Annotated in this window: 22 protein-coding genes and 1 tRNA gene; 2 read left to right on the forward strand and 21 right to left on the reverse strand. The window is 41.5% G+C overall.

Annotated elements, in window-relative coordinates; genetic code table 11:
* Window positions 1–248 (forward strand): hypothetical protein (locus tag DX933_RS18585; protein ID WP_223805902.1); only part of this gene is annotated, 248 nt, incomplete at its 5' end.
* Window positions 249–487: 239 nt separating this feature from the next.
* Here the strand turns inward: DX933_RS18585 and lysS are convergent.
* The 15 genes from lysS to spoIIE form a co-directional block, all read right to left on the reverse strand.
* Window positions 488–1,969, reverse strand: a complete 1,482-nt coding sequence (gene lysS, locus DX933_RS06830) for a lysine--tRNA ligase (protein ID WP_123315730.1) — start codon at window positions 1,967–1,969, stop codon at window positions 488–490.
* Window positions 1,970–2,317: 348 nt separating this feature from the next.
* Window positions 2,318–2,530, reverse strand: coding sequence for a helix-turn-helix domain-containing protein (locus tag DX933_RS06835; RefSeq protein ID WP_123315731.1), 213 nt, complete (start codon window positions 2,528–2,530; stop codon window positions 2,318–2,320).
* On the reverse strand, window positions 2,500–3,009 hold the full coding sequence (folK, locus tag DX933_RS06840; protein ID WP_123315732.1) for a 2-amino-4-hydroxy-6-hydroxymethyldihydropteridine diphosphokinase: 510 nt from the start codon (window positions 3,007–3,009) through the stop codon (window positions 2,500–2,502). The genes DX933_RS06835 and folK overlap by 31 nt, the downstream gene beginning before the upstream one ends.
* Window positions 3,006–3,371 (reverse strand): dihydroneopterin aldolase, encoded by a 366-nt coding sequence (gene folB, locus DX933_RS06845; RefSeq protein ID WP_123315733.1) that lies wholly within the window; start codon window positions 3,369–3,371, stop codon window positions 3,006–3,008. The genes folK and folB overlap by 4 nt, the downstream gene beginning before the upstream one ends.
* A gap of 30 nt (window positions 3,372–3,401) precedes the next feature.
* A complete protein-coding gene (gene folP, locus DX933_RS06850; RefSeq protein WP_123315773.1) occupies window positions 3,402–4,214 on the reverse strand; it encodes a dihydropteroate synthase in 813 nt (270 codons plus the stop codon).
* A gap of 122 nt (window positions 4,215–4,336) precedes the next feature.
* Window positions 4,337–5,260, reverse strand: a complete 924-nt coding sequence (gene cysK, locus DX933_RS06855) for a cysteine synthase A (RefSeq protein WP_190279438.1) — start codon at window positions 5,258–5,260, stop codon at window positions 4,337–4,339.
* 98 nt (window positions 5,261–5,358) lie between these two features.
* Entirely contained in the window at window positions 5,359–6,264 is a 906-nt protein-coding gene (locus DX933_RS06860; protein ID WP_123315735.1) for a peptidylprolyl isomerase, read from the reverse strand.
* Between the two features lie 29 nt (window positions 6,265–6,293).
* Window positions 6,294–7,166: an Hsp33 family molecular chaperone HslO gene (hslO, locus tag DX933_RS06865; protein WP_123315736.1), complete on the reverse strand. Its 873-nt coding sequence runs from the start codon at window positions 7,164–7,166 to the stop codon at window positions 6,294–6,296.
* A 24-nt stretch (window positions 7,167–7,190) separates the two neighbouring features.
* The gene (locus DX933_RS06870; protein ID WP_123315737.1) at window positions 7,191–7,958 is read right to left on the reverse strand and encodes a type III pantothenate kinase; all 768 of its coding nucleotides are present in this window, start codon (window positions 7,956–7,958) and stop codon (window positions 7,191–7,193) included.
* A gap of 426 nt (window positions 7,959–8,384) precedes the next feature.
* Window positions 8,385–10,394: an ATP-dependent zinc metalloprotease FtsH gene (gene ftsH, locus DX933_RS06875; RefSeq protein WP_123315738.1), complete on the reverse strand. Its 2,010-nt coding sequence runs from the start codon at window positions 10,392–10,394 to the stop codon at window positions 8,385–8,387.
* 165 nt (window positions 10,395–10,559) lie between these two features.
* The gene (gene hpt, locus DX933_RS06880; protein WP_123315739.1) at window positions 10,560–11,111 is read right to left on the reverse strand and encodes a hypoxanthine phosphoribosyltransferase; all 552 of its coding nucleotides are present in this window, start codon (window positions 11,109–11,111) and stop codon (window positions 10,560–10,562) included.
* Between the two features lie 22 nt (window positions 11,112–11,133).
* On the reverse strand, window positions 11,134–12,528 hold the full coding sequence (gene tilS, locus DX933_RS06885; RefSeq protein ID WP_123315740.1) for a tRNA lysidine(34) synthetase TilS: 1,395 nt from the start codon (window positions 12,526–12,528) through the stop codon (window positions 11,134–11,136).
* Window positions 12,529–12,584: 56 nt separating this feature from the next.
* Window positions 12,585–13,505, reverse strand: coding sequence for a protein kinase domain-containing protein (locus DX933_RS06890; RefSeq protein WP_223805903.1), 921 nt, complete (start codon window positions 13,503–13,505; stop codon window positions 12,585–12,587).
* Window positions 13,477–14,211 carry a VWA domain-containing protein gene (locus DX933_RS06895; RefSeq protein WP_123315775.1) on the reverse strand — a complete coding sequence of 245 codons (735 nt, stop codon included), beginning with the start codon at window positions 14,209–14,211 and terminating at the stop codon, window positions 13,477–13,479. Before DX933_RS06895 ends, DX933_RS06890 begins: the two co-directional genes overlap by 29 nt.
* A gap of 339 nt (window positions 14,212–14,550) precedes the next feature.
* Window positions 14,551–17,004 carry a stage II sporulation protein E gene (gene spoIIE / locus DX933_RS06900; protein ID WP_123315741.1) on the reverse strand — a complete coding sequence of 818 codons (2,454 nt, stop codon included), beginning with the start codon at window positions 17,002–17,004 and terminating at the stop codon, window positions 14,551–14,553.
* Window positions 17,005–17,413: 409 nt separating this feature from the next.
* On the opposite strand from spoIIE, the gene DX933_RS06905 reads away from it, so the two are divergent.
* Window positions 17,414–17,487 (forward strand) — tRNA-Met (locus DX933_RS06905).
* Between the two features lie 763 nt (window positions 17,488–18,250).
* Here the strand turns inward: DX933_RS06905 and DX933_RS06910 are convergent.
* From DX933_RS06910 to DX933_RS06935, 6 genes are all read right to left on the reverse strand, one after another.
* Window positions 18,251–19,495, reverse strand: coding sequence for a M20 family metallo-hydrolase (locus DX933_RS06910; RefSeq protein ID WP_123315742.1), 1,245 nt, complete (start codon window positions 19,493–19,495; stop codon window positions 18,251–18,253).
* A 281-nt stretch (window positions 19,496–19,776) separates the two neighbouring features.
* Complete coding sequence (locus DX933_RS06915) at window positions 19,777–20,160, reverse strand: S1 domain-containing RNA-binding protein (protein ID WP_123315743.1); 384 nt, start codon at window positions 20,158–20,160, stop codon at window positions 19,777–19,779.
* 74 nt (window positions 20,161–20,234) lie between these two features.
* Window positions 20,235–20,615 (reverse strand): FtsB family cell division protein, encoded by a 381-nt coding sequence (locus DX933_RS06920; RefSeq protein ID WP_123315744.1) that lies wholly within the window; start codon window positions 20,613–20,615, stop codon window positions 20,235–20,237.
* 1 nt (window position 20,616) lies between these two features.
* Window positions 20,617–21,219 (reverse strand): spore cortex biosynthesis protein YabQ, encoded by a 603-nt coding sequence (yabQ, locus tag DX933_RS06925; protein WP_123315745.1) that lies wholly within the window; start codon window positions 21,217–21,219, stop codon window positions 20,617–20,619.
* Entirely contained in the window at window positions 21,216–21,515 is a 300-nt protein-coding gene (gene yabP / locus DX933_RS06930) for a sporulation protein YabP (protein ID WP_123315746.1), read from the reverse strand. The genes yabQ and yabP overlap by 4 nt, the downstream gene beginning before the upstream one ends.
* A gap of 82 nt (window positions 21,516–21,597) precedes the next feature.
* Complete coding sequence (locus DX933_RS06935) at window positions 21,598–21,858, reverse strand: RNA-binding S4 domain-containing protein (RefSeq protein ID WP_123315747.1); 261 nt, start codon at window positions 21,856–21,858, stop codon at window positions 21,598–21,600.
* Window positions 21,859–21,861: the final 3 nt, after the last annotated feature.

Raw genomic sequence — 21,861 nt, forward strand, 5'->3', positions numbered from 1 at the left:
TTAGCAATCAGAAACAAATTCTGACTAATTTTTTTAAAGAAAAACAGGGTTCTGTTTCTCTTGACATACTGGTTGTTTTGTTCAGTTTTCAAAGAGCAAATATTCCGTCGCTTCAATTTGGCGACTTTATTAATATAACACGCTACAGAACATTCGTCAATATCTTTTTTTTAAATATTTTACTGAACTGTGCGGCCATCATAACTCAGTTGCTATCTGCAAAAGCAACGATATTTAATTTACCATGATTAGCAGCTTAAATCAAGCAAAATATGCAAGAAATAATTGGGATTTCTTTGGTTGTGCTGCAAATACCCTCTTTTTCGCTATTGATTTCTGCCGATTTCCCTACAAACGAGCCAATGATTGATGAAAAAATAAAGACAAGCTTTCCCTTTCATCAGCATTCTATCGATATCATTCCCTATTCTCAAATAAAAAAACACTTCAAACTAACGCTTCAGCTTGAAGTGCTTTTTCTTCCATTCTAGCGGTTCCGCATTTGCGGGAATAATAATACATCACGGATGGATGGAGAATTGGTTAACAACATAACCAAACGATCAATCCCAATTCCTAATCCCCCGGTTGGTGGCATACCGTACTCCAATGCTTCCAAAAAGTCTTCATCCATTAAATGCGCTTCATCATTACCTTGTGCACGTTCTGCAACCTGTGCTTCAAAGCGCTGGCGCTGATCAATTGGGTCATTTAATTCTGTAAATGCATTGGCGTGCTCACGACCCACAATAAATAATTCAAAACGATCGGTAAAACGCTCATCTTCTTTATTCTTCTTCGCTAATGGTGAAATTTCAACTGGATGTCCATAAATGAAAGTTGGTTGGGTTAGCTTTTCTTCCACAACTTGCTCAAAGAATTCATTGACAATATGTCCATATGTCATCGATTCTGTTATTTGAATTTGATGCTCCTTCGCCAACTGGCGCGCATCCTCATCACTCATTTTTTGCCAAAAGTCTACCCCGGTATATTCTTTCACCGCATCGACCATATGCAGTCTAGTCCACTTAGGCTCCAAATTAATTTCTTGATCCCCATAAGCAATGGTCGTCGTGCCAAGCACTTTTTTCGCAATATGAGCAACCATATTTTCAGTCAATGCCATGATATCTTCATAATCAGCATATGCTTCATATAACTCTATCATCGTGAATTCTGGATTATGTCTGGTGGATACACCCTCATTTCGGAAAACACGACCGATTTCATATACTTTTTCCATTCCGCCGACAATTAATCGTTTTAAATGAAGTTCAATTGCAATTCTCATATATAACGGAATATCCAATGCATTGTGATGGGTTTCAAACGGGCGTGCTGCAGCACCACCTGGAATTCCGTGCAACATTGGAGTTTCCACTTCTAAAAATCCTTGTTCATTTAAATAACTACGCATCTCTTGAATGATGCGACTGCGTAAAATAAATGTTTCTTTACTCTCCACATTCGTTATTAAATCTAAATAACGCTGACGATAGCGCTGTTCAATATCCTGTAAGCCATGATACTTTTCAGGTAATGGACGCAAGGATTTCGATAACAATTCGAATGAGGTAGCTTTTACCGAAAGCTCACCAACATTTGTTTTAAACATCGTACCAGTAACACCAACAATATCTCCAAGGTCGATTGTTTTAAAGATATCATAAGCTTCCTCGCCAATTTCATCTTTGCGAACATAAAGCTGGATTTGACCACTCGCATCCTGCACATGTGCAAACCCGGCTTTCCCCTTCCCGCGCTTCGTCATAATACGACCAGCAATCGTTACTTTGTCTTCCTTACCTTCTAGCTCTTCTTTAGAGAATGCATCATATTGCTCCTGTAGTTCTTGAGCCGAATGTGTACGGGGAAACTTGCCCCCAAAAGGATCAAGGCCTAGTTCACGGTACTGTGCCAGTTTTTCACGTCGCACACGCATATGTTCATTTAATTCTTCTGACATATCAATCACTCCAACATTCATTTATTGTTTCTAGAATCAACGATATATAATCATCTAACTGGAGATCTCCCAGCTCCCATACTTACAAGCAAATATCATATAGTAGGCCTAGCCATTCAAGCTGGACTTCCGCTCCAATGCATATCCTTTATTTAGTATAGCGATATTATCCACCATTTTCATCTATTGTACTTATAAAGAATGGGGTCAACAAATATAATCGCTGCTTCCCATCCATGATAAACAAATGACTTCTAAAAAAATACCTGATTTCAAGCAATCACACAAGCCATTCCATCCCGCAAAAGTAACAGGATTACAACCATCTTTGTAAAACCATCGCCAAACTCACTCTTCATTTCTTAATAACAATTCTGCCATATCTATATCAAGTGTAGCTGCAATTTGTTCCAATAAAGCATCTGGTGCATCTTTCGTTCCACGTTCAACCGCACCGAGCAAGGTAACAGAAACATCCAATTCTTTTGCTAGTTCAATCTGCGTATATCCTTTTAATTTCCGAAAAGCCTTTACACGTCTCCCAAGCCTTTTTCCGTCCATTTTACAACATCCTTCTTGCTGTTTTCAGGTAAATCCCCCAATAGCTTGTTTACCTGTTCTCCATTTGGCAATGTCTGCTCCGCTGCAATTTCCGCCAACGGAACCAACACAAACGCTCGTTCATGCATACGCGGATGCGGTGCGATTAAGCGCTCTGTTTTAATTTCTACATCGTCATATAGCAAAATATCAAGATCTATCGTGCGCGGTCCAAACCTGATCTTTCGTTCCCGTCCGAGATCTTGCTCTATCTCCTGACATACGTCTAATAAGGCTAGCGGCGCCAATGTCGTTTTTATTTCAATGACCATGTTTAAAAAATCAGCCTGATCTGTATAGCCAACCGGGGCCGTTTCATAAATAGAGGATTGCTCCTTTATTAATATGTCATCACTTGCTTTCAAGCGTGCAAGAGCCTTCGATAAATAGGTAAGTCTTGGTTCAATATTCGTACCTAAAGCGATAAATACTTGTTTCATTTTCCTCGCTCCCGATAAATTTCTACAGCGACGGATTCATAATGTCCTGGTATCGGTGGATCCGGTTTGATCACCTTCACCCGACACGCTTCAAGCAGTTCAAAGCTTTTAAAAAGTTCGCTGGCTATTGTTTCTGCAACAGCTTCAATTAAATGCTTCGCCTCTCCCTCAACAATTTGCTGCACATGAGAAAAGACTTGACCATAATCAATAGATGCATGCATATCATCTGTCCGCCCTGCCCTGGACAAGTCTAAAAACAACTCCAAATCTATATGAAATCGCTGCCCCAGTTTATTCTCCTCTGGAAATAATCCATGGAATCCATAGAACTGCATATCCTTTAATATAATTTTATCCAAGGTTCAAACCTCCCAGTTCCAACAGGATGCCTATGCACGCAGCATCGCATCCATCATCATTGCCATTTCCTTGTTTAACTGAACATGATGCACGCGCACAATGCTTGCACCCTTTGCAATACCTAAACAGGTTGTTGCACCCGTACCATTGTCCCGCTCATGTGCTGGAACATCCAAAACAGTACCAATAAAAGATTTTCTCGATGTCCCGAGCAATAGCGGATAACCTAGTGTCGTAAACCGTTCCAAATGATTCATAACAACAAAATTATCCTGCATCGATTTAGCAAAGCCAATTCCTGGATCCAGTATAATTTGTTCATCACGAACCCCAGCTTTTTTCGCGATTTCAATACTTTCCTCTAAATCGCGCTGCATATCCTCCAAGAGAGATTTGTAATTCTGATTGTCACGATTATGCATCAAAATAATTGGTGCACCTGTTTCCGCAGCAACATCCGCAATTTCAGGATCTTTTTTAGCACCCCAGATATCATTAATGATATCCGCGCCAGCCTGGATAGCTTGTTTTGCCGTCTCAGCTTTATATGTATCAATAGAAATTGGCACGGTGACCTTCCTGCTAATCGCTTGTATAATCGGAACGACACGATCGATCTCTTCCTGTAAGCTGACAGGCTGATGATTTGGTCTTGTCGATTCTCCGCCAACATCAATCATATCTGCACCATGCTTTTGCATATGCAATGCCTGTGTGACCGCTTGATCCTCTTCCACATATTTTCCACCATCGGAGAAGGAATCCGGTGTGACATTTAATATTCCCATGACATGGGTTCTTTCTGATAAGTCGTAGGTTTTTACCTTCGTTCGCAGTAACATAAACATCTAGCCTTTCCTTATTATCCAATTTTACAGTTGATGTTTTTATCGTACCATAAGTAAAAAGGACTGGCATTAAAAAATCCAATGCCAATCCCCGCAATTTTGTTTATGTCAAAAGCTTATGCTTCATCAAATTGGTATAATGCCGTAGACAAGTAACGCTCCCCATTATCCGGAAGAATCGCGAGTACCTTTTTATCCTTGCCAAGTGTTTTGGCAACCTTTTTTGCCGCTGCAATCGCAGCTCCAGCTGAAATACCACCCAAAATACCATTTGTCACTGCAACATCCCTTGCCGTTTCAAATGCTTCCTCGTTGGTAATCTTCACCACTTCATCATAAAGCTCTGTATCGAGTACCTTAGGAACAAAACCGGCACCAATCCCTTGAATTTTATGTGGGCCTGGTGAACCACCAGATAAAACTGGAGAATCTACAGGTTCAACCGCGTACAGCTTCACATTTTTGAAATGCTGCTTCAAAACACGTCCAGCACCTGTAATGGTCCCACCTGTACCAATTCCAGATACAAATGCATCCAAGCCATCCTTCATTTGCTCCACGATTTCAGCACCAGTTGTTCGTGCATGTACATCTGGATTCGCTTCATTGTTAAACTGCTGCGGCATGAAGTATCCGTGCTCTTCTTTCAGTGTTTCCGCTTTTTCGATAGCGCCCTTCATTCCATCTGCCCCAGGAGTAAGTACTAATTCCGCACCATAAGCACGTAAGAGATTCCGACGTTCTTTACTCATCGTGTCAGGCATAACCAATACCGCACGATAGCCCTTGGCAGCTGCGACCATAGCCAAGCCAATTCCTGTATTGCCGCTCGTTGGCTCAATGATTGTATCTCCAGGCTTCAGTTCACCAGCTTCTTCTGCTGCTTCAACCATGGACAAGGCAATTCGATCCTTTACAGAGCTACCCGGGTTCATAAATTCTAGTTTGGCATAAATTTCTGCACTATTTTCATCTGTTTGTCGTAATTTTACAATAGGTGTCTGTCCGATTAAACCAGTAATATCATTTGCAACTCTCATCATACAAACCTCCCTTTAATTCCTAGTAATTTTATAGGATTAATTATAATGTACGTTTGTAATGAATAAATGTCAACTGATTAAATGGAATTTAGGCGTTATTTTTCATATACCCAATCTACCTCTAATTTATCCCAGAGTGGATCTGCCACCAAATTTTGATTCAGCTTGTCCATTGCCAGCTCGCGCTTAATATAAGGCTTTAATTCCTCATAGGTGAACGTCACTTCCGGAAGCAGCCTGTGAAAATAAATAATCGCAATCCCGCCATCTGTTTGAAAGGGTTCACTATACGTCTGTTCTTCCATCTCTGCTGCATGTTCATAATAACCAGACGGTAAAAATTGGCTGTTTTTTACAAAGTAACCCATATATCCGCCTTCATCCTTTGTTTCTTCATCTAGCGAATATTCACGAGCCAACAACTCAAAGGATGCCCCATCATCCAGCTCTTGCTTCACCTGTTCAGCTGTTTCCATCGTATCAACCACAATATGGGACACTTGAACCGTTGTACTCATATTGTATTGATTTTTATAAATGTCATAATAGGATTTCAGTTCTTCCTCAGGAATATCTGTATCCTCTGTTAGTAAAGCTTCCAGCTGGTAGCGATATTCGATATCCTTTTTCCAGGCCGCCTCTTTATCCTTCAGTGTTTCAGCAGACATAACCCCCTGCATTGAAGTTAACAATGCCATTTCGCGCTCGATGACCTTTTCATCAATTGTAATATCAGATTCCTTTGCTAGCTTGTCGACAATTTTCCGATCAATCATTGCCTTCAGCTCTTGCTTTCCATAGGTTCCCCGTAGACTTTCAATCCATTCATCAAAACTGATTTCTTCCCCGTCTATCGTTGCGACTGCTTTTTTAGGATTAATCTCCGTTTTATTATCTTCAATGGTAACGGGCGCTGCCTTATCGCCAGTCCAAAAGATTAGCGTTGCGATATTCGTAATCAACAGCACGACAGCTATTGCAAATAATAATCTTTTTGACATCCAATTCTTCCTCTCATTACGGGTTTAGCTTAATTATTTAGTAATGCTTCCAATTCTGCTTCCGTAAACGTATAGACTTCATTGCAGAAATGACAGCTTGCCTCTGCACCATGATCTTCAGCAATCATTTTCTTAATTTCTTCCTCGCCTAAACCAATAATGGCATTTTCCAATCTTTCCTTGGAGCATTTGCAACGAAATTGAATTGGCATCGTTTCATGAAACTTGACCTGTTCCCCTTCAAATAAACGAGAAATAATTTGTTCAGGTGTGTATCCCTCCTGAATAAGAGAAGATATTGCTGGAAAGGACTGAATTTGTTCTTCCAGCCTTGTAATAACATCCTCATCTGCACCAGGCATCACCTGGACGATGAATCCGCCAGCAGCAAGAACGGAATGATCTGGATTTACCAGGACACCTGCACCAACAGCAGATGGAATTTGTTCCGATGTGGCAAAATAATACGTAAAGTCCTCGCTAATTTCTCCACTTACCATTGGCACCTGTCCAGTAAAATAATCTTTCAAACCAAGGTCCTTCACAACACTTAAGTTACCTTCAATGCCAACTGCCCGTGCGACATCCAGTTTACCTTTTGCATTCAAATCAAAATCCACATGCGGCTGCACCACGTATCCTCTAACATCACCATGTGCATTGCCATCCGTAACGATGGCACCAATTGGTCCGCCACCCTCTATTTTTACAGTCAGGGAATCGTCTCCCTTTAACATCGCGCCCATCATTGCCGTAATGGTTAACGTTCTACCCATTGCAGCAGTCGCGGTTGCCCATGTATCCTGTCGTTTCCTTGCTTCCTCTACCGTTTCTGTTGAGCATACTGCATATGCGCGAATCATTCCTTCAAATGCAGTTGCTTTTACTAAATAATCTGCCATGCTTGAATATCCTCCTTCCATCCTTTACCCATTTTTTTGATAAATAATTTGTAATCCCTTCAACGTCAAATATGGATCGACATGTTCAATTGTTTCCGAGCCATTGGCAATTAATTTAGCCAGCCCACCAGTTGCAACTACAGTGGGATTTGTTTCCTTCTCTTGTTTAATTCGTTTTACAATGCCATCCACCTGGCCAATATATCCATAATAGACACCTGACTGCATCGCTTCTACAGTAGAGGTGCCGACAATACTTTCTGGTGCTTCTATTTCAATCTTCGGTAGTTTTGATGCCTTTTTATACAATGCATCCATAGAAATATTAATTCCCGGTGCAATAATCCCACCGCAGTAAGCGGCCTCTTCATTCACATAACAAAACGTTGTTGCCGTTCCAAAATCAATAATAATTAACGGCGCACCATATTCCTCAATTGCGCCAACCGCATTAACAATCCGGTCCGCACCAATTTCTTTCGGATTCGGGTAACATTTTTTCAGACAGGATTGTACCGTCTCTTTGCCAACAACAAGTGGCTCCCGATTAAAATATTTACGACACATTTTTTCCAGTGCATACATAATAGGCGGTACAACGGAAGAAATAATAATTCCATTAATATCCGTAAAGCCAATTCCCCGATGGTCAAATAAGGACTGGATCAGCATGCCAAATTCGTCCTCTGTTTTGTAGCGATCCGTTTTAATTCGCCATTCGTGTTTTAATGCATTTTTTTCAAAAACACCTAATACGGTATTCGTATTTCCTACGTCAAGTACGAAAAGCATCGATACCAAACCTTCCTATTGCCATATTTAAATGGGGAAAGCCCCATGTTTCTACTTTATCAATATAACAAAAAACGACAAAATAACAAAGAACGAATTGTAAACGCTTGTCCAGAATAAATGCACAAGCACCCTTACAGGCTAAGTACATAACTTGTATCACAGATTAACTGATGCGCGCACCCCTTAAAAAAAAACCGGACTAGCGTGATGGCCCGTCCAATTAAATGGCCGACATTGCTTCAGGTCCGTCCCATCAAGTAATCTAATGTGCCACAGATGTCCAGCCAAAGCGCATTGACTGTATCATGCTTCGCCACCAGATTTAGCAGAGCAGCTCGGTTCCGGTAGATAACTCCTATCCTTCCTAACCCATCATAAGCAAACAGGCAGCCCACCAAGTGGACTGCCTGTAATCTGTATTTATTAAGAGCGCTTGTCATCCTCGGATGATTCATCATCCTTTTCGGAACGTAGCTCTTCTTGTTCTTTTTCCAGTTTAGCTTTTGCTTTTTCTTTTGCTTCTTCAAACGATTCAAATCCATCGTCTTCCTCTTCGTCTTTAGACTGGATATTAACCTTTACATCATCTGATTCCTCAGACACAACTGGTTCAGGCAATACGCCATCTTCAAACAAAGATTTAATCTGACGTGCATCCAAGGTTTCAACCTCAAGCAATGTCTGTGCGACAAGCTCCAGCTTATCTTGATGCTCCGTAAGAATGGTTTTTGCACGCTCATAGCAATAATTGATGAAGTTCTGCATTTCCTTATCGATTTCATGTGCAATCGCATCACTATAGTTTTGATCGCTTTGAATATCACGACCAAGGAATACTTCTCCGCCACCACTGCTAAACTGTGTTGGTCCAATTTTATCGCTCATACCATATTCGGTAATCATCTTACGCGCAATTCCAGTCGCACGCTGGAAGTCATTATGTGCACCGGTACTTACTTCACCAAACGTAAGCTCCTCCGCTACACGACCACCTAGCAAGCCGGTAATTTTATCGAATAGCTCAGGCTTCGTCATAAAGTAGCGATCTTCTTTCGGCAGCATCACTGCATAACCACCTGCCTGGCCACGTGGAACGATGGTAACCTTATGAACGGTATCCGCATCATCCAATACCATTCCGATGATTGTATGACCACTTTCATGGTAAGCCACAATGTTTCTTTCTTTTTCAGAGATAACCCTGCTCTTCTTCGCCGGTCCAGCAATGACACGATCAATTGCTTCATCGACATCGAGCATATCAATTGTTTTCTTATCATGACGAGCTGCAACTAGTGCCGCTTCGTTCAACAGGTTTTCCAAATCTGCACCCGAAAATCCTGGTGTCCGCATCGCAATCGTCTTCAAGTCAACCGAATCATCCAACGGTTTATTCCGAGCATGCACCTGTAGTACTGCTTGACGACCCTTCACATCTGGACGATCCACCGTAATTTGGCGGTCAAAACGGCCAGGACGTAATAATGCTGGGTCAAGAATGTCTGGTCTGTTCGTTGCGGCAATGATTATAATTCCTTCATTTGCTCCAAAACCATCCATCTCAACAAGCAATTGGTTCAAGGTTTGTTCCCGTTCATCATGTCCACCGCCAAGACCAGCTCCACGCTGACGTCCAACGGCATCAATTTCATCTATAAAAATGATACATGGCGCATTTTTCTTTGCATTTTCAAATAGGTCTCGTACCCGTGAAGCACCGACACCAACAAACATTTCTACAAAGTCTGAACCACTAATGGAGAAAAATGGTGTGCCCGCTTCCCCTGCAACTGCACGAGCGAGCAAGGTTTTACCAGTTCCAGGAGGTCCTACAAGTAGTACCCCTTTTGGAATTCTCGCACCAACTGCCGAGAACTTACGTGGATCCTTCAAGAATTCCACTACTTCCACAAGCTCTTGCTTCTCCTCATCTGCTCCTGCTACATCCTTAAATCGTACTTTCTTTTTATCCTCGCTATACATTTTAGCCTTGCTTTTACCGAAGTTCATCACTCGGCCGCCACCGCCACCTTGGGCTTGGCTGAGAAGGAAAAAGAATAATAGTCCGATAATCAAGAATGGAATCATCGTCGTCAGGAAGGTCACCCACATACTTGGCGTATCCTTCTCTTTTACCTTTAATACACTTTGCTCTTGTCCAAGTTCTGTAATATTAGCGATGATTTCCGTATTATCAGGTACCTGTGCCACGAACTTTTTGTCGCCCTTATCAAGGGTACCAGTATACCGCATTATGTCATTAACTGGCTGCATCGTCATTTCCTTGATTTCGCCATTATTTAATGCCTGCATAAATTCTTTTACATCAAATTCTTCTGCTTGATCGTTTTGATTATTAAATACTCCTATAAGACCAATAATGACTAAAAATAAGAGTAAATAAAAAAACGCGTTCCGAAATACTCGGTTCATTGCCAACCTCCTCCCATGCGGGAAAAACTATAACCAATAGTACCATAGTGAAAACTTTTATTACAACTAATTTAACCTTCTAAAGGCAATTTGTTTTTTCCTATGTATTAGGATGCCGAATCACCTTAAAAATACCCATTTATATCTATTATGAATAGAAGGGATTTATTCTCCGGATCCACCATAAATTTCTGGCTTCAGCACACCGATATATGGAAGGTTGCGGTATTTTTCATCATAATCTAATCCATACCCGACCACGAACTCATTTGGCACTTCAAAACCAACAATATCTGCCTTAATATTTGCAGTTCTTCCTAACGGCTTATCAAGTAAGGTCACAATTTTGATAGAATTTGCTTTCCGGTATTTAAATAAATCTACAAGATAACTAAGTGTTAAGCCACTATCAATGATGTCTTCGATAATGAGTAAGTCTCGCCCTTCCACCTTCGTATCCAAGTCCTTTACTATCTTAACCTCACCGGTAGAACGCGTACTTGTGCCACCATAGCTCGTTACATCCATGAAATCCATTTCTAAATGGGTGTCTACCCGTCGTAAAATATCTGACATGAATGGCATAGCGCCCTTCAGTACACCAATGGCAAGCGGGAACCTCCCATCATATTCCGCCGTTAGCTGTTCGCCTAGCTCCTTGCATTTTGCTGCAATTTCCTCTTCTGTGATTAGTATCTTCTTGATCTCGTTATGCAAGTAGATTCCCTCCTACAAGTTCTCATCGATTGTTAATCTGTACATAAATAAATGAAGTGGCAGCCTTTTCTTGTTGTTCCAAATGTCGCAAGTCTTTTTTCAAGCCCATCAACCATAAAATCCTGCCATCATGATCGACCAATAATGGCCATGTGTCTCGTTCGGTTACAGGAATTTTTTCATCCATAAAAATGTCCTTTATTTTCTTACTGCCATCCAAGCCCTTCCAGGTCATGCGATCACCAGGTAAACGAGTTCTGACAGATAACGGCAGTGACACATTGTCCACCGGAATGAGAAAGGAATTATCATCCTGTGCTGTCACATGATTTCGTTTCGATACAGTCAGCACCCAGCCATTCGGTAAGGATAACGCTCCTGGAATATCCACCACGTGATGGAAATGCGTACATTCGGTATCCTTCACAAAATGAAACAACAACTTACCATAGGATTTCTCCACCTTCAAATGCTGTGGAAAATCAAGCTGTACATTGCTTCGTGTTGTATGCAAAAGCTCAAAAAAATGCGCCTCATGAACATATGATAATTTTTTTGGAATTTCATCATATAGATAGTTTAATATTAGATGAAAGACCCTTCTTTGTAAAGCAGATGGATGCGATTTAAAGGCGCTAATTTCAAATGTTGCTGATTTGTTTTTTTCATTAAATTGAACGAGTTTTTCTGCCATTTTTTCAGCTTCCTGTTGCAAAAAAAGATGGTCAGATTTTAAAGACTCACTTAACAGCTGTACCGTATGATGTATATTACTGTTTTTTTCCTTTAATAACGGAATCACTTTTTTTCTAAAATAATTTCTCGTATAATTCGTTGACTCATTCGAAGGATCCCGCCGTGGTACGATATCATGTGCAGTACAATACGTCTCCATGTCATGCTTGGTTAAACAAAGAAACGGCCGAATGATTTCCCCTGTTGCAAAAGGACGTCGAACCGGAATCCCTTCCAAATGATCCGGATTCGTCCCCCGTACCAAACTCATTAGCATCGTTTCCACCTGATCATCCCCATGATGACCCAATACGAGGAAATCTGCTTGATAGGCTTCCATTTGCTCCTGAAAATGCTGATAACGAAGGATACGCGCTGCCTCTTGTGTTCCAAGCTGATGCGCTTGCTGATATGCTGGAACATCAGCAGTTAATGCCCGATGTTCTATTTGATGCTCCCGACACCAGGCTTCCACAAAACGTTGATCCTCCTGACTTTCCTCACCACGAAGCTGATGATCTACCGAAATCGCAACCAGCTGTAAATTCCACGTGTTACGGATGGTCGAAAAGTAATGAAGCAATGCCATGGAATCTGGTCCGCCTGATACACCAATGAGCACAGTAGCTCCCCGCTTCAACAACTGATGTCTTTCGATAAAGTCTGCTACTTCCTGTCTCATGTCTAATCCTTCCCGCCCACTTAGTCTTCCTGTTATATTACCATATTTTTGAAGCTTTAGGGGATGAAAAGCGATAATAGATAGTACCCTCCAGCAAGTAAAAGCATACCCGCTCCCTCCATTAGAAAAGCATCCGAGGAGGAAGAATCCCGCTTTTTCGCTTTCATTTGCTGCAGCACATGACTTATATCTTGATGCATCTGTTTTGCACTACGATACTTTCCCGTAATTGCCTTCATGATACAAGCCTCAAAAGGGCGTAATGTCTGCACACGATGCAGTCTTCTGCGAATAAGGACTTCTGGTTGCTGCTTCCCTCTTTCAAATGTACTCGCATAGAACAAACCAATACACACCATAGCAAAAGCAAATAAATCATAGCTTGGCTCTGCTTTTCTAGATCCCATTCCCCAGTAGCCACGATCATAAAATTCTGTATATTCCTTGATGGCTCTCCCTATCTTTGTCGTGCCACCCACATCAATCCACCGAATCCTTGGCGGTGTATTCGTGACTAGTAAATTTTCCAGCTTTAAATCACCACAAACCCAACCCGCCTCATGCAGTTTATCCAAATCATCAAGCAGCTGTAACATAAAGACCCCGAGCCAGTCTGTTCCATTTCGTTGTAAGAATGTCCGAAGGGGCTCTCCTTGTATATATTCCATCACATAAAAGGAGAGAACCGGTCCATGTGGCGGCTGCCAATCATCTACATCAAGCAGAGAAGGCCCAAGACAGTGGTCCCGAGCCTTCTCAAGCGATTTCAGCACATTTACCTCCATCGTCATCGATGTATTTTTTTCACTCATTTTTAAGGCAACCAACTGACCATTCATCTCACATAAATAAACCGTGCCAATCGCCCCTTGGCCAAGCTTCCGCTTTAACACGTATTCGTTCTGATGCCATTTTCCAACAATCTTGAGTCCTGGTCTTAGCCATTGCTCAGGCTTGCTCCAGGTCTTGCCCATCATTTCTTCCAAAGCTCCTTAATAGACTTTTACGACCAAATTGATGCATCGCTTCACGTATGGCAGGTCCCGTCGGCGTAACGCCACCACTCATGAGCTTCGGGAAGGAGTTGGAAACGGCATCAAATTTCGGTGACCAATCCAAAATTTTTTCTGCATCTCGACGCTTGCCGGGGAATTGCAGCATGCAAAAGCGGTTACGACCAATCCGTGCATTCAGACTAATAGATAAATCAATCAAGGCTTCCTTTACAGTTGGAAGCTTATCATGCATACTCGCACTTGTATCCACAAGTACCAGTACCTCCAAATCACATGTTTCACCCATATCCTCGACTACTTCCATAATCTCTCCACGCTTATCAGGAGCTAAATCCTCCATCGTTTGATCCGAACCCAATATTTGCTGCAGCTCCAAATTAACAAAGCCTTGAAGCGTCTGCGTCATCGCTTGCTTTGTAACCATTTGTACGGTTTGTGACAATGCCTGCTGGTAGACAAGCTGGCTCACGCCCCCACCTGATAAAGCAATATTTTCAACCTCCATTAATCCATCTGGTTCCTCTGAATGATCATCCTCCAATATGCCAATCACATTGACGGTAATTCCCTGTTCCCTTGCAAGTGCTGCGGTTGCTGCTGGATCCTCTCCTTTATTCGAGCATCCATCTGTAATCAGTAATATTTGTTTTAATGTCCCTTTTTTCAAACGATCCACCTCCATGATTTCAACTACCATTTTCGCCAAAATCATGGACTGCTATACATCAACATCGACGTTTATCCGCTTTTTCTTAGCAACACAAAAAAATGTCTGTCAGAATAGAACCTACAAAAAAGCAAAAAGATGCGAACTGGGCTCCTATCAATATCCAGCTTGCATCTTTTTATTGAAAAGTTATGTGACATGGGTGAAGCACTGTTGGTTTCCAATACAGGTGAACGCTTCGCCCGGCACCATCTCGTTGTTTTGTAAAATCAGTTCCAAAGATTTTCAGTAGTCTGCCAATTATAGCGGATATTTATATAATCAATGAAGCAGAACAAATTATACATTTGATGCTGGATATAACGGAATGGAGGCCCATTCAGGTATATATTTTTCCACCCGTGCTACCAACACAGTCATATCATCATCAATTGCTCCTTTTCGCGTACGAATAACCTCCTCCAGTAATAGATCAGCCATTTCTTGAGGATCCTCCGTCTGCATCGCTGCTAGCTTTCGCTTGATCCACAGATCGGTACGCTCGACATGCTTCGGCCCTTCAAATATGCCGTCACTCATCATAACGAGCAGGTCACCCGATACCAGCTGCTCCTGAACAATATCAACATCAAATTCATGAATAATCCCCATTGGCAAATTACTCGCCTCCACCTTAAGCAGCTGGTCTCCCCGTTTAATAAAACTAGGGGTCGAGCCAATCTTTAAAAAGCGAACCCGGGCATTATGTAGGTTAATCACCGCTAAATCCAGCGTAGCAAACATTTCATCGGTTGAGCGCAAAGCTAGAATAGAGTTAATCGACTTGATAGCGACATGCTCCGGAATACCAGTTTGTAAGATTTGCTGTAGCAACCGCAACGTCTCACCACTTTCTTCATGTGCGCGTGTTCCATTGCCCATACCATCACTAATCGCAACAGCATATTTTCCAGTTCCAAGCTCCATGGTCGTATAACTATCACCAGAAACTATCCCGCCATCCTTAGCAGCATGTGCCACTCCAGTTTCCACAACGAATTCCCTTGCCGAACCAAATGCTAAAAATGAGCTGCCATTGGGAAAAGGAGATATCTCCTCATGCTTGATTACAATTAATTCATGTAAAATATCCGATAAAATTGGTGCAATGAGTTTGGCCCCCTCGCCCCGATAATCATAGAAAGAGACGATAAGCTCAATGTCGACATTACCTTTTTCAAGCGAATAGATATCCAGCTTTTCCAATTCAATATGCAACTGTTTTAATGCATTGGCAATTTGCAGCTCCTGTTGTTCATGCTGTTTTCTTTCCTGTACAATTTCTTTTGCGAAATCTTCCATGACCTCCGAAACACCTTGCAGCTGCTCCGCGACAAGACGTTTACTTTCCAACACCTGCTGTTTCAGTCTCCGATTTGCTTCAAATAGAGACCATTCCTCCTTCATCACATCTACTACCTTCTTCGATTTGACACAATAATTTTCAAATTCACGCACGAGCTTCCGTGGCGGCTCCTGTCCATCTCGGATTCCTTGTTTCAACTCCTCCATTAATCCATAGGTCGTATCAAATTGCTGCTGCCAACAACGATCCTTCATAAAACAAGATTGGCAGGTTTTTTCCGTAACCTGACTCAAAAAATAATCGGTTTCCCGCTTGGATTCCTGTTCTTCTAATGGATGTGCGGCCGTTTCCGCATTGATAAAGCTTTTTGACAATGCCTGAAACACATCAGAGAATTGCTCCACCCGTTTCGCTGTCACGTGACGCACCTTCTGTAAATACTGTTCTTGCTCCTCTGAATGTGCCTCTGTTCCCGGAATGAAACGCGATAATTTTTTAAACCAGCTTGACGGTGTCGCCATAAATAAACAAATGGCCAGCAAAGATTCTGTTAAAGAAGGAATCAAGCTATCTACATGACTATAAATACCTACTAAACATGTACCAACGAGTAACCCAATAGCAACACCGACTTTCTTTCCTTCCCGCAGCAGCCCTCCCATTAGTCCGGAAAAGGCAAGCAAGCTCATTTGATATAAATTGGCCACATTAGCCAAGGATAAAATCAGCCCTGCCACAACTCCAACCGTTGAGCCAATTGCTGCACCACCAACAAAGGCGAGCATCATAACGAGGTATCGCGAAAACACTTGCTCTATAGATGCACCATACAGCTCCCAGCCTGTCGTGCCCGTCAAGATAGAAGCGAACAATATAATCATACAAATTATTTCTTCGTTTTTTAATGTAGGTTTAAAACGTTTCAGTGATAATAGTGGAACACTTTGCATAAAGATAAGAACGAGGATGGTTGCTAATATTCCTTCCACCGCTAACAGCATCCATTCATAGGATGTAAGCTCGCCATAGAAAGAATAAAGACTTAATCGTGGTACAATGGTTGCTAACCACACGAAGCACGGAATGATGAATGGATGTCGGACATGCTTAAAAATACCCGCCAATAAAATAAAGACAGATAATGCCAGAGCCATATAAATTGCATGAGACATAGAAGAGGCTGCTGCCCCGGCTAAAATAGCAAGCAATACTCTTCCTGCTTTGTCCTTACTACTAACCCAAATCGTAGCCAAATAAGCAATTGCAAAAGGTGATATCGTTGATAGGATGACAGCTCGTCCCAATAGAAAACCAATAAACATGAGGATCCAACCCTTTTCTAATAGCTGGACACTCACGCGTTTCCCTAGTTTTCTCCATAGTCCCTGAAAGATTCTTTCGTTTTCCCCTAAAGCTTTTGTACGTAACGCTGATATAAAATCCGCCATGTACAGCCCTCCCTCTCTGCAAGCTATTAAACCACACCATGCTTTCTTTTTTTGTCAAAACAAGAGAGAGAATTCAGAAAATCGTTCGACTGCATTCTTAGCACTTAAGCGGCATTCTACATAAATTCATCCATCCTTTTGCCTATGAACAAATCATTGAACAACCCCTATCTTGCGAGACCTTGTATGTTTATGAAGGGTCTGCCCCATTTATAAACCACTTATAATTCCTGTAAAAAAATGCGAACAAAAGCATAACAGGCAACATATTTTTACACAATTTCCATGAACCCGTACGAGAAAACAGCTTCTTTTGAGCTTCCTGCCAATCTATGAAAACCAAACAGATAGAAAAAATCTATTGACACGAATCAAATCCTCATGTATGATATTTTTTGTTGACTCATTTGGCGGCGTAGCTCAGCTGGCGAGAGCGTACGGTTCATACCCGTGAGGTCGTGGGTTCGATCCCCTCCGCCGCTATCCAATGAAAAGCCCTGTGGATTCGTTTGAATTCACAGGGCTTTTTTAATGAGCTTTTATACGGAAACGGACGTCCAATTCCTTAGATTTGGCATGCGCTAGCGCAGCCTCGGGGGATTTTCCGTCTAGTTTTAGGTGAAACGCAAACGATTTTTTGACGGGGCGGGCGCTTCCGTTTAGTTTTAAGCAAACTGCAATCGATTTTTAAACGATTCAGGCCCTTCCGTCTAGTTTTAAGCAATCCGCATCCCATTTTTAAACGATTCAGGCCCTTCCGTCTAGTTTTAAGCAATCGGCAATCGATTTTTAAACGATTCAGGCCCTTCCGTCTAATTTTGAGCGATCGGCATCCGATTTTTAAACGATTCAGGCCCTTCCGTCTAATTTTAAGCAATCCGCATCCCATTTTTAAACGATTCAGGCGCTTCTGTTTAGTTTTGAGCAATCTGCAATCGATTTTTAAACGATTCAGGTGCTTCTGTCTAATTTTGAGCAATCGGCAATCGATTTTTAAACGATTCAGGCGCTTACGTCTAGTTTTAAGCAATCCGCATCCCATTTTTAAACGATTCAGGTGCTTACGTCTAGTTTTAAGCAATCCGCATCCCATTTTTAAACGATTCAGGCGCTTACGTCTAGTTTTGAGCGATCGGCATCCCATTTTTAAACGATTCGGGCGCTTACGTCTAGTTTTAAGCAATCCGCATCCCATTTTTAAACGATTCGGGCGCTTCTGTTACCACGCCTGCTTATGGCTTTGTTGTTAAACAGATTTCAGTACAAGTGCTTGTCTTAATACAGCCGCTTCTAATACATCAATACCATGCATGATATCATCCAGCTCCGTATATTCATCCGGATGGTGACTTAGTCCATCCTCAGATGGTACAAAGATTAAGCCCACTGGACCTAGATGCACCATATTCATCGCATCATGCCCGGCACCGCTATGCATGATTTCGTAGGATAAACCGCGCTCCGTACAAATTGCTTCTGACTGCTTCACGAGTTCAGAAGATAATATAACAGGATCTTCATTACTAATCAGCTTTGTTTCCATTTCCAGTTGCCGCGTTTCGCCTACACGTTCAATGACCTTTAATACATGATCCAGCACACGTTGTCTGGAATCCGCAGAGGTTGAACGAATATCAATTTTCAAATCCGCTTGACCAGGCACGACGTTCATTGCACCAGCAGGGATATGTAAGACACCTACTGTCGCTACGGTGCCATATGCTTGCTCTTGATTGGCTGCCTTTTCAAGCTCCAATGAAATTTCAGCCGCACCAAGCAATGCATCCTTACGCATATACATTGGTGTGGTCCCCGAATGCGAAGCTTTGCCACGAATCGTAACAAGTAGTCGCGCTGGTGCAGCAATCCCGGTTACGATACCGATTTTCTTTTGCTTATTTATGAGAACAGGTCCTTGCTCCACATGCAATTCAAAATAAGCATGGAAGCCCTCATCTACCCTGCTTGCATCCTCCATACTGTTAAAATCAAGTGCACACATCTCCAAGGCCTTTTCCATCGTGATACCGTCGCGATCCTCCAAATGACGATATGTCTCTACATCTACCTTTCCAGCCATCGCCTTACTACCAAAAGTGGACACACCGAAGCGGGAGGATTCTTCACATGCAAAGGCAATGACTTCAATAGGGTGCTCCGTCTCGATGCCTTTATCATTTAATCGTCTAATAATTTCAAGACCTGCAGTGACACCTACAACCCCATCATATTTACCACCTTGATAAACGGTGTCCAAATGCGATCCGATAACAACAGGAGGCAAATCATTATTTCTTCCTTTTCTGCGGGCAATTAAATTACCACAGGAATCCAAGCGTACGGCCATCTTTTCCGACATACACATTCGCATAAAGGCATAGGTACATGCTTGTTCCTCGTTCGTATAAGCAATACGAGTAATTCCTATATCCCCCGCATTATACTGGTTCATATTCGCTAATAGATCCTCATATCGTTTCTTCGTGTCCATCTAATCATCCTCTGCAGGCTTCTTCCTATTTTTATCGTACTTGAAATATTGCGAAATGTAAATTTACAATGAAATCCATATGGAACCAACAAATTGAACCATTTCAGCGTCATACATCCAGGTTCTTTGAAGACATTCAATTGCCGCCATACTGTTCAACGGTTGATGTGGATTAAGTCAGCCGAATTTTAAAATAGTACAAAAAACGAAAAAGCAGATACAAACTGGGTATCTGCTTTTTGCATATAAATGAATAGAGCATTATCCATAGACAGCAATTGCTATCCTCTTTTAGCACCTCGACCCCCGCGTCTGGATTCCGTGTGCTTCTTTAAAGAGGCTAAACGGTCTTCAGAATCTTTCAGAAAACGGCTAATTTTGGATTCGAAGGACTCTGTACGTTCCCTAGGATTTCTTTGTCGCACTGGGCGATCCTTTGCTTTTTTTATGGAAAGTCCGATCTTACCATCTTTTTCGACATTAATCACCTTAACTGTTACTTCATCGCCAACACTTAGGTGTTCATTAATGTCTTTTACATAGTTGTCGGCAACCTCACTTATGTGGACAAGACCGGTTGTTCCCTTATTTAACTCCACAAAAGCACCAAAATTAGTAATGCCTGTTACCTTACCCTGCAGCTTGCTGCCTACTTCGATTGACATAAAAAAAATGCTCCTCCTTAAGATTTTTAAAAAGCGTCTCTCTCTTATATTATAGCTAAGCTATTGAAAGTGTGTCAATAAGAGGAATCCTTATTCGGTATTTTAAAAATTAATTCCCCTTTTTTTGAGAAGAAGTAATTCGTGCGGGCGATTTCCAGAATATATTCATCATTATTCAGCAAATCGATTTCTTCCTGCAAATAATTTTCTTCTTTTTGAAGTGATGCATAATCTTTTTGCAACTGCTCATATTGATCCTTCTTTTCGGCATGAAGCACACGCTGCTTGATATGGTAGGTAGCTAAACTTCCAAAAGCAAGCATTACGATTACGGTAAATAAAACGAGTCGACGAATCAATCGCTTCTTTTTCCGTTTTCGTCTTTCTATGTATGCGTCATACTGCTTGATGTAATTTCTATTCAGCTGCGTAATGGATTTTTCTTTTTCAGCCAAGCTACTCCCTCCCTTTAAACGTGATTGACTTCAGCCATTCTTTACCTATATTCGTTATTGTACTATAAAATCCTGCCAATTTGTGCAAATACTTTTGAAAATTTACTGGTAATCGTTGATAAATTACCTTAAAAATCCATTTTATTGGTGCGAACAATACTCGAAGAATGAAAAAAACGATAGCGAGCACTGCATATACGATGGCTCGCAAACATATCCAGACTACTTTCACACAAAAAAGTATCGGTAATATGACAATAGCATGGATAATACTGGAAAACAATTGATATATATAAATAATTGCTCGAATAAACCATTCCAATAGCCGTTTATAAACAGTAGCAGCCAATGCTTGGTAAGCTGAAAAGCCAAGTAACACAGCTACAAATATATAGCCCCTTAGCTCTCCGCCATTAACGAGGAATAACAGGAAGAACAATATAAACGTTTGGGTCAACCAAAAACACACCTCTAAAAAGGCAAACAGTAGTTGCCTTTTGGCGAGACTCCGGGTGAGACGCCGGAACGTGTCTAAAACTATACCCAAATAAAAGCCTCCTGAAACCATAGTCAGGATCGTTTGAAATTGAAGTTCCAGTGTCATTTGAATAGCTTGCTAAAGAAGCCTTTAGCCTTCTCCTGCTGTTCATCTACGTAGGCGATTTCATAAATTTTACCCTTGATGGATACAATGCCATCGCCAACATCCAGATTTTTCAACTGCAGATTTTGTCCACGCACAATCAAATAACCCATTACTGTTTCCAATAAAAACTCTTCATTATCAAAGCTATCAACCTCACGCACACCTGAGATTTCCAGTAGCTTTCGATTATTGATTTTTAACATATGATCCTTTTGTGGTGATCTTGTCCCAGTTTCTTTGTCGTAATAATTCATAGACTCGTCCTCCTTATCCATACTAACTTATGTATGGAAGGACAAGTGTAGAACTATTATTGACGGTAATTTCATTTCACCATTAAGAATCGATTGGTTCTTCCTTTAAAACAGTATAAAGTAAATCTGCTTCGTCTTTTTTAACGGTTTCTTTTAGCATATTGACCTGCACGGTGACCAGCTTTTGACCAAATCGAATTGCCAGCTGATCACCAACCTCCACATTGGTTCCTGCCTTAGCTTGATTGCCATTAATCGTGATTCTACCCTGATCCGCTATTTCCTTCGCCATCGTCCGGCGCTTAATCAATCGTGACACCTTCAAAAACTTATCTAATCGCATATG

This window comes from Ornithinibacillus gellani (assembly GCF_003730295.1).
Lineage (GTDB): Bacteria > Bacillota > Bacilli > Bacillales > Amphibacillaceae > Ornithinibacillus_A > Ornithinibacillus_A gellani.

What these genes read in the sequence shown, in the direction of transcription:
- lysS (WP_123315730.1), bottom strand. Translation starts at nt 1,969, where the DNA reads ATGTCAGAAGAATTAAATGAACATATGCGTGTGCGACGTGAAAAACTG.
- DX933_RS06835 (WP_123315731.1), bottom strand. Translation starts at nt 2,530, where the DNA reads ATGGACGGAAAAAGGCTTGGGAGACGTGTAAAGGCTTTTCGGAAATTA.
- DX933_RS06890 (WP_223805903.1), bottom strand. Translation starts at nt 13,505, where the DNA reads ATGATGGGCAAGACCTGGAGCAAGCCTGAGCAATGGCTAAGACCAGGA.
- spoIIE (WP_123315741.1), bottom strand. Translation starts at nt 17,004, where the DNA reads ATGGCGGATTTTATATCAGCGTTACGTACAAAAGCTTTAGGGGAAAAC.
- DX933_RS06860 (WP_123315735.1), bottom strand. Translation starts at nt 6,264, where the DNA reads ATGTCAAAAAGATTATTATTTGCAATAGCTGTCGTGCTGTTGATTACG.
- tilS (WP_123315740.1), bottom strand. Translation starts at nt 12,528, where the DNA reads ATGAGACAGGAAGTAGCAGACTTTATCGAAAGACATCAGTTGTTGAAG.
- yabP (WP_123315746.1), bottom strand. Translation starts at nt 21,515, where the DNA reads ATGAATTATTACGACAAAGAAACTGGGACAAGATCACCACAAAAGGAT.
- DX933_RS06915 (WP_123315743.1), bottom strand. Translation starts at nt 20,160, where the DNA reads ATGTCAATCGAAGTAGGCAGCAAGCTGCAGGGTAAGGTAACAGGCATT.
- cysK (WP_190279438.1), bottom strand. Translation starts at nt 5,260, where the DNA reads ATGAGAGTTGCAAATGATATTACTGGTTTAATCGGACAGACACCTATT.
- yabQ (WP_123315745.1), bottom strand. Translation starts at nt 21,219, where the DNA reads ATGACACTGGAACTTCAATTTCAAACGATCCTGACTATGGTTTCAGGA.
- ftsH (WP_123315738.1), bottom strand. Translation starts at nt 10,394, where the DNA reads ATGAACCGAGTATTTCGGAACGCGTTTTTTTATTTACTCTTATTTTTA.
- folP (WP_123315773.1), bottom strand. Translation starts at nt 4,214, where the DNA reads ATGTTACTGCGAACGAAGGTAAAAACCTACGACTTATCAGAAAGAACC.
- DX933_RS06870 (WP_123315737.1), bottom strand. Translation starts at nt 7,958, where the DNA reads ATGCTTTTCGTACTTGACGTAGGAAATACGAATACCGTATTAGGTGTT.
- DX933_RS06935 (WP_123315747.1), bottom strand. Translation starts at nt 21,858, where the DNA reads ATGCGATTAGATAAGTTTTTGAAGGTGTCACGATTGATTAAGCGCCGG.
- hslO (WP_123315736.1), bottom strand. Translation starts at nt 7,166, where the DNA reads ATGGCAGATTATTTAGTAAAAGCAACTGCATTTGAAGGAATGATTCGC.
- DX933_RS06910 (WP_123315742.1), bottom strand. Translation starts at nt 19,495, where the DNA reads ATGGACACGAAGAAACGATATGAGGATCTATTAGCGAATATGAACCAG.
- folK (WP_123315732.1), bottom strand. Translation starts at nt 3,009, where the DNA reads ATGAAACAAGTATTTATCGCTTTAGGTACGAATATTGAACCAAGACTT.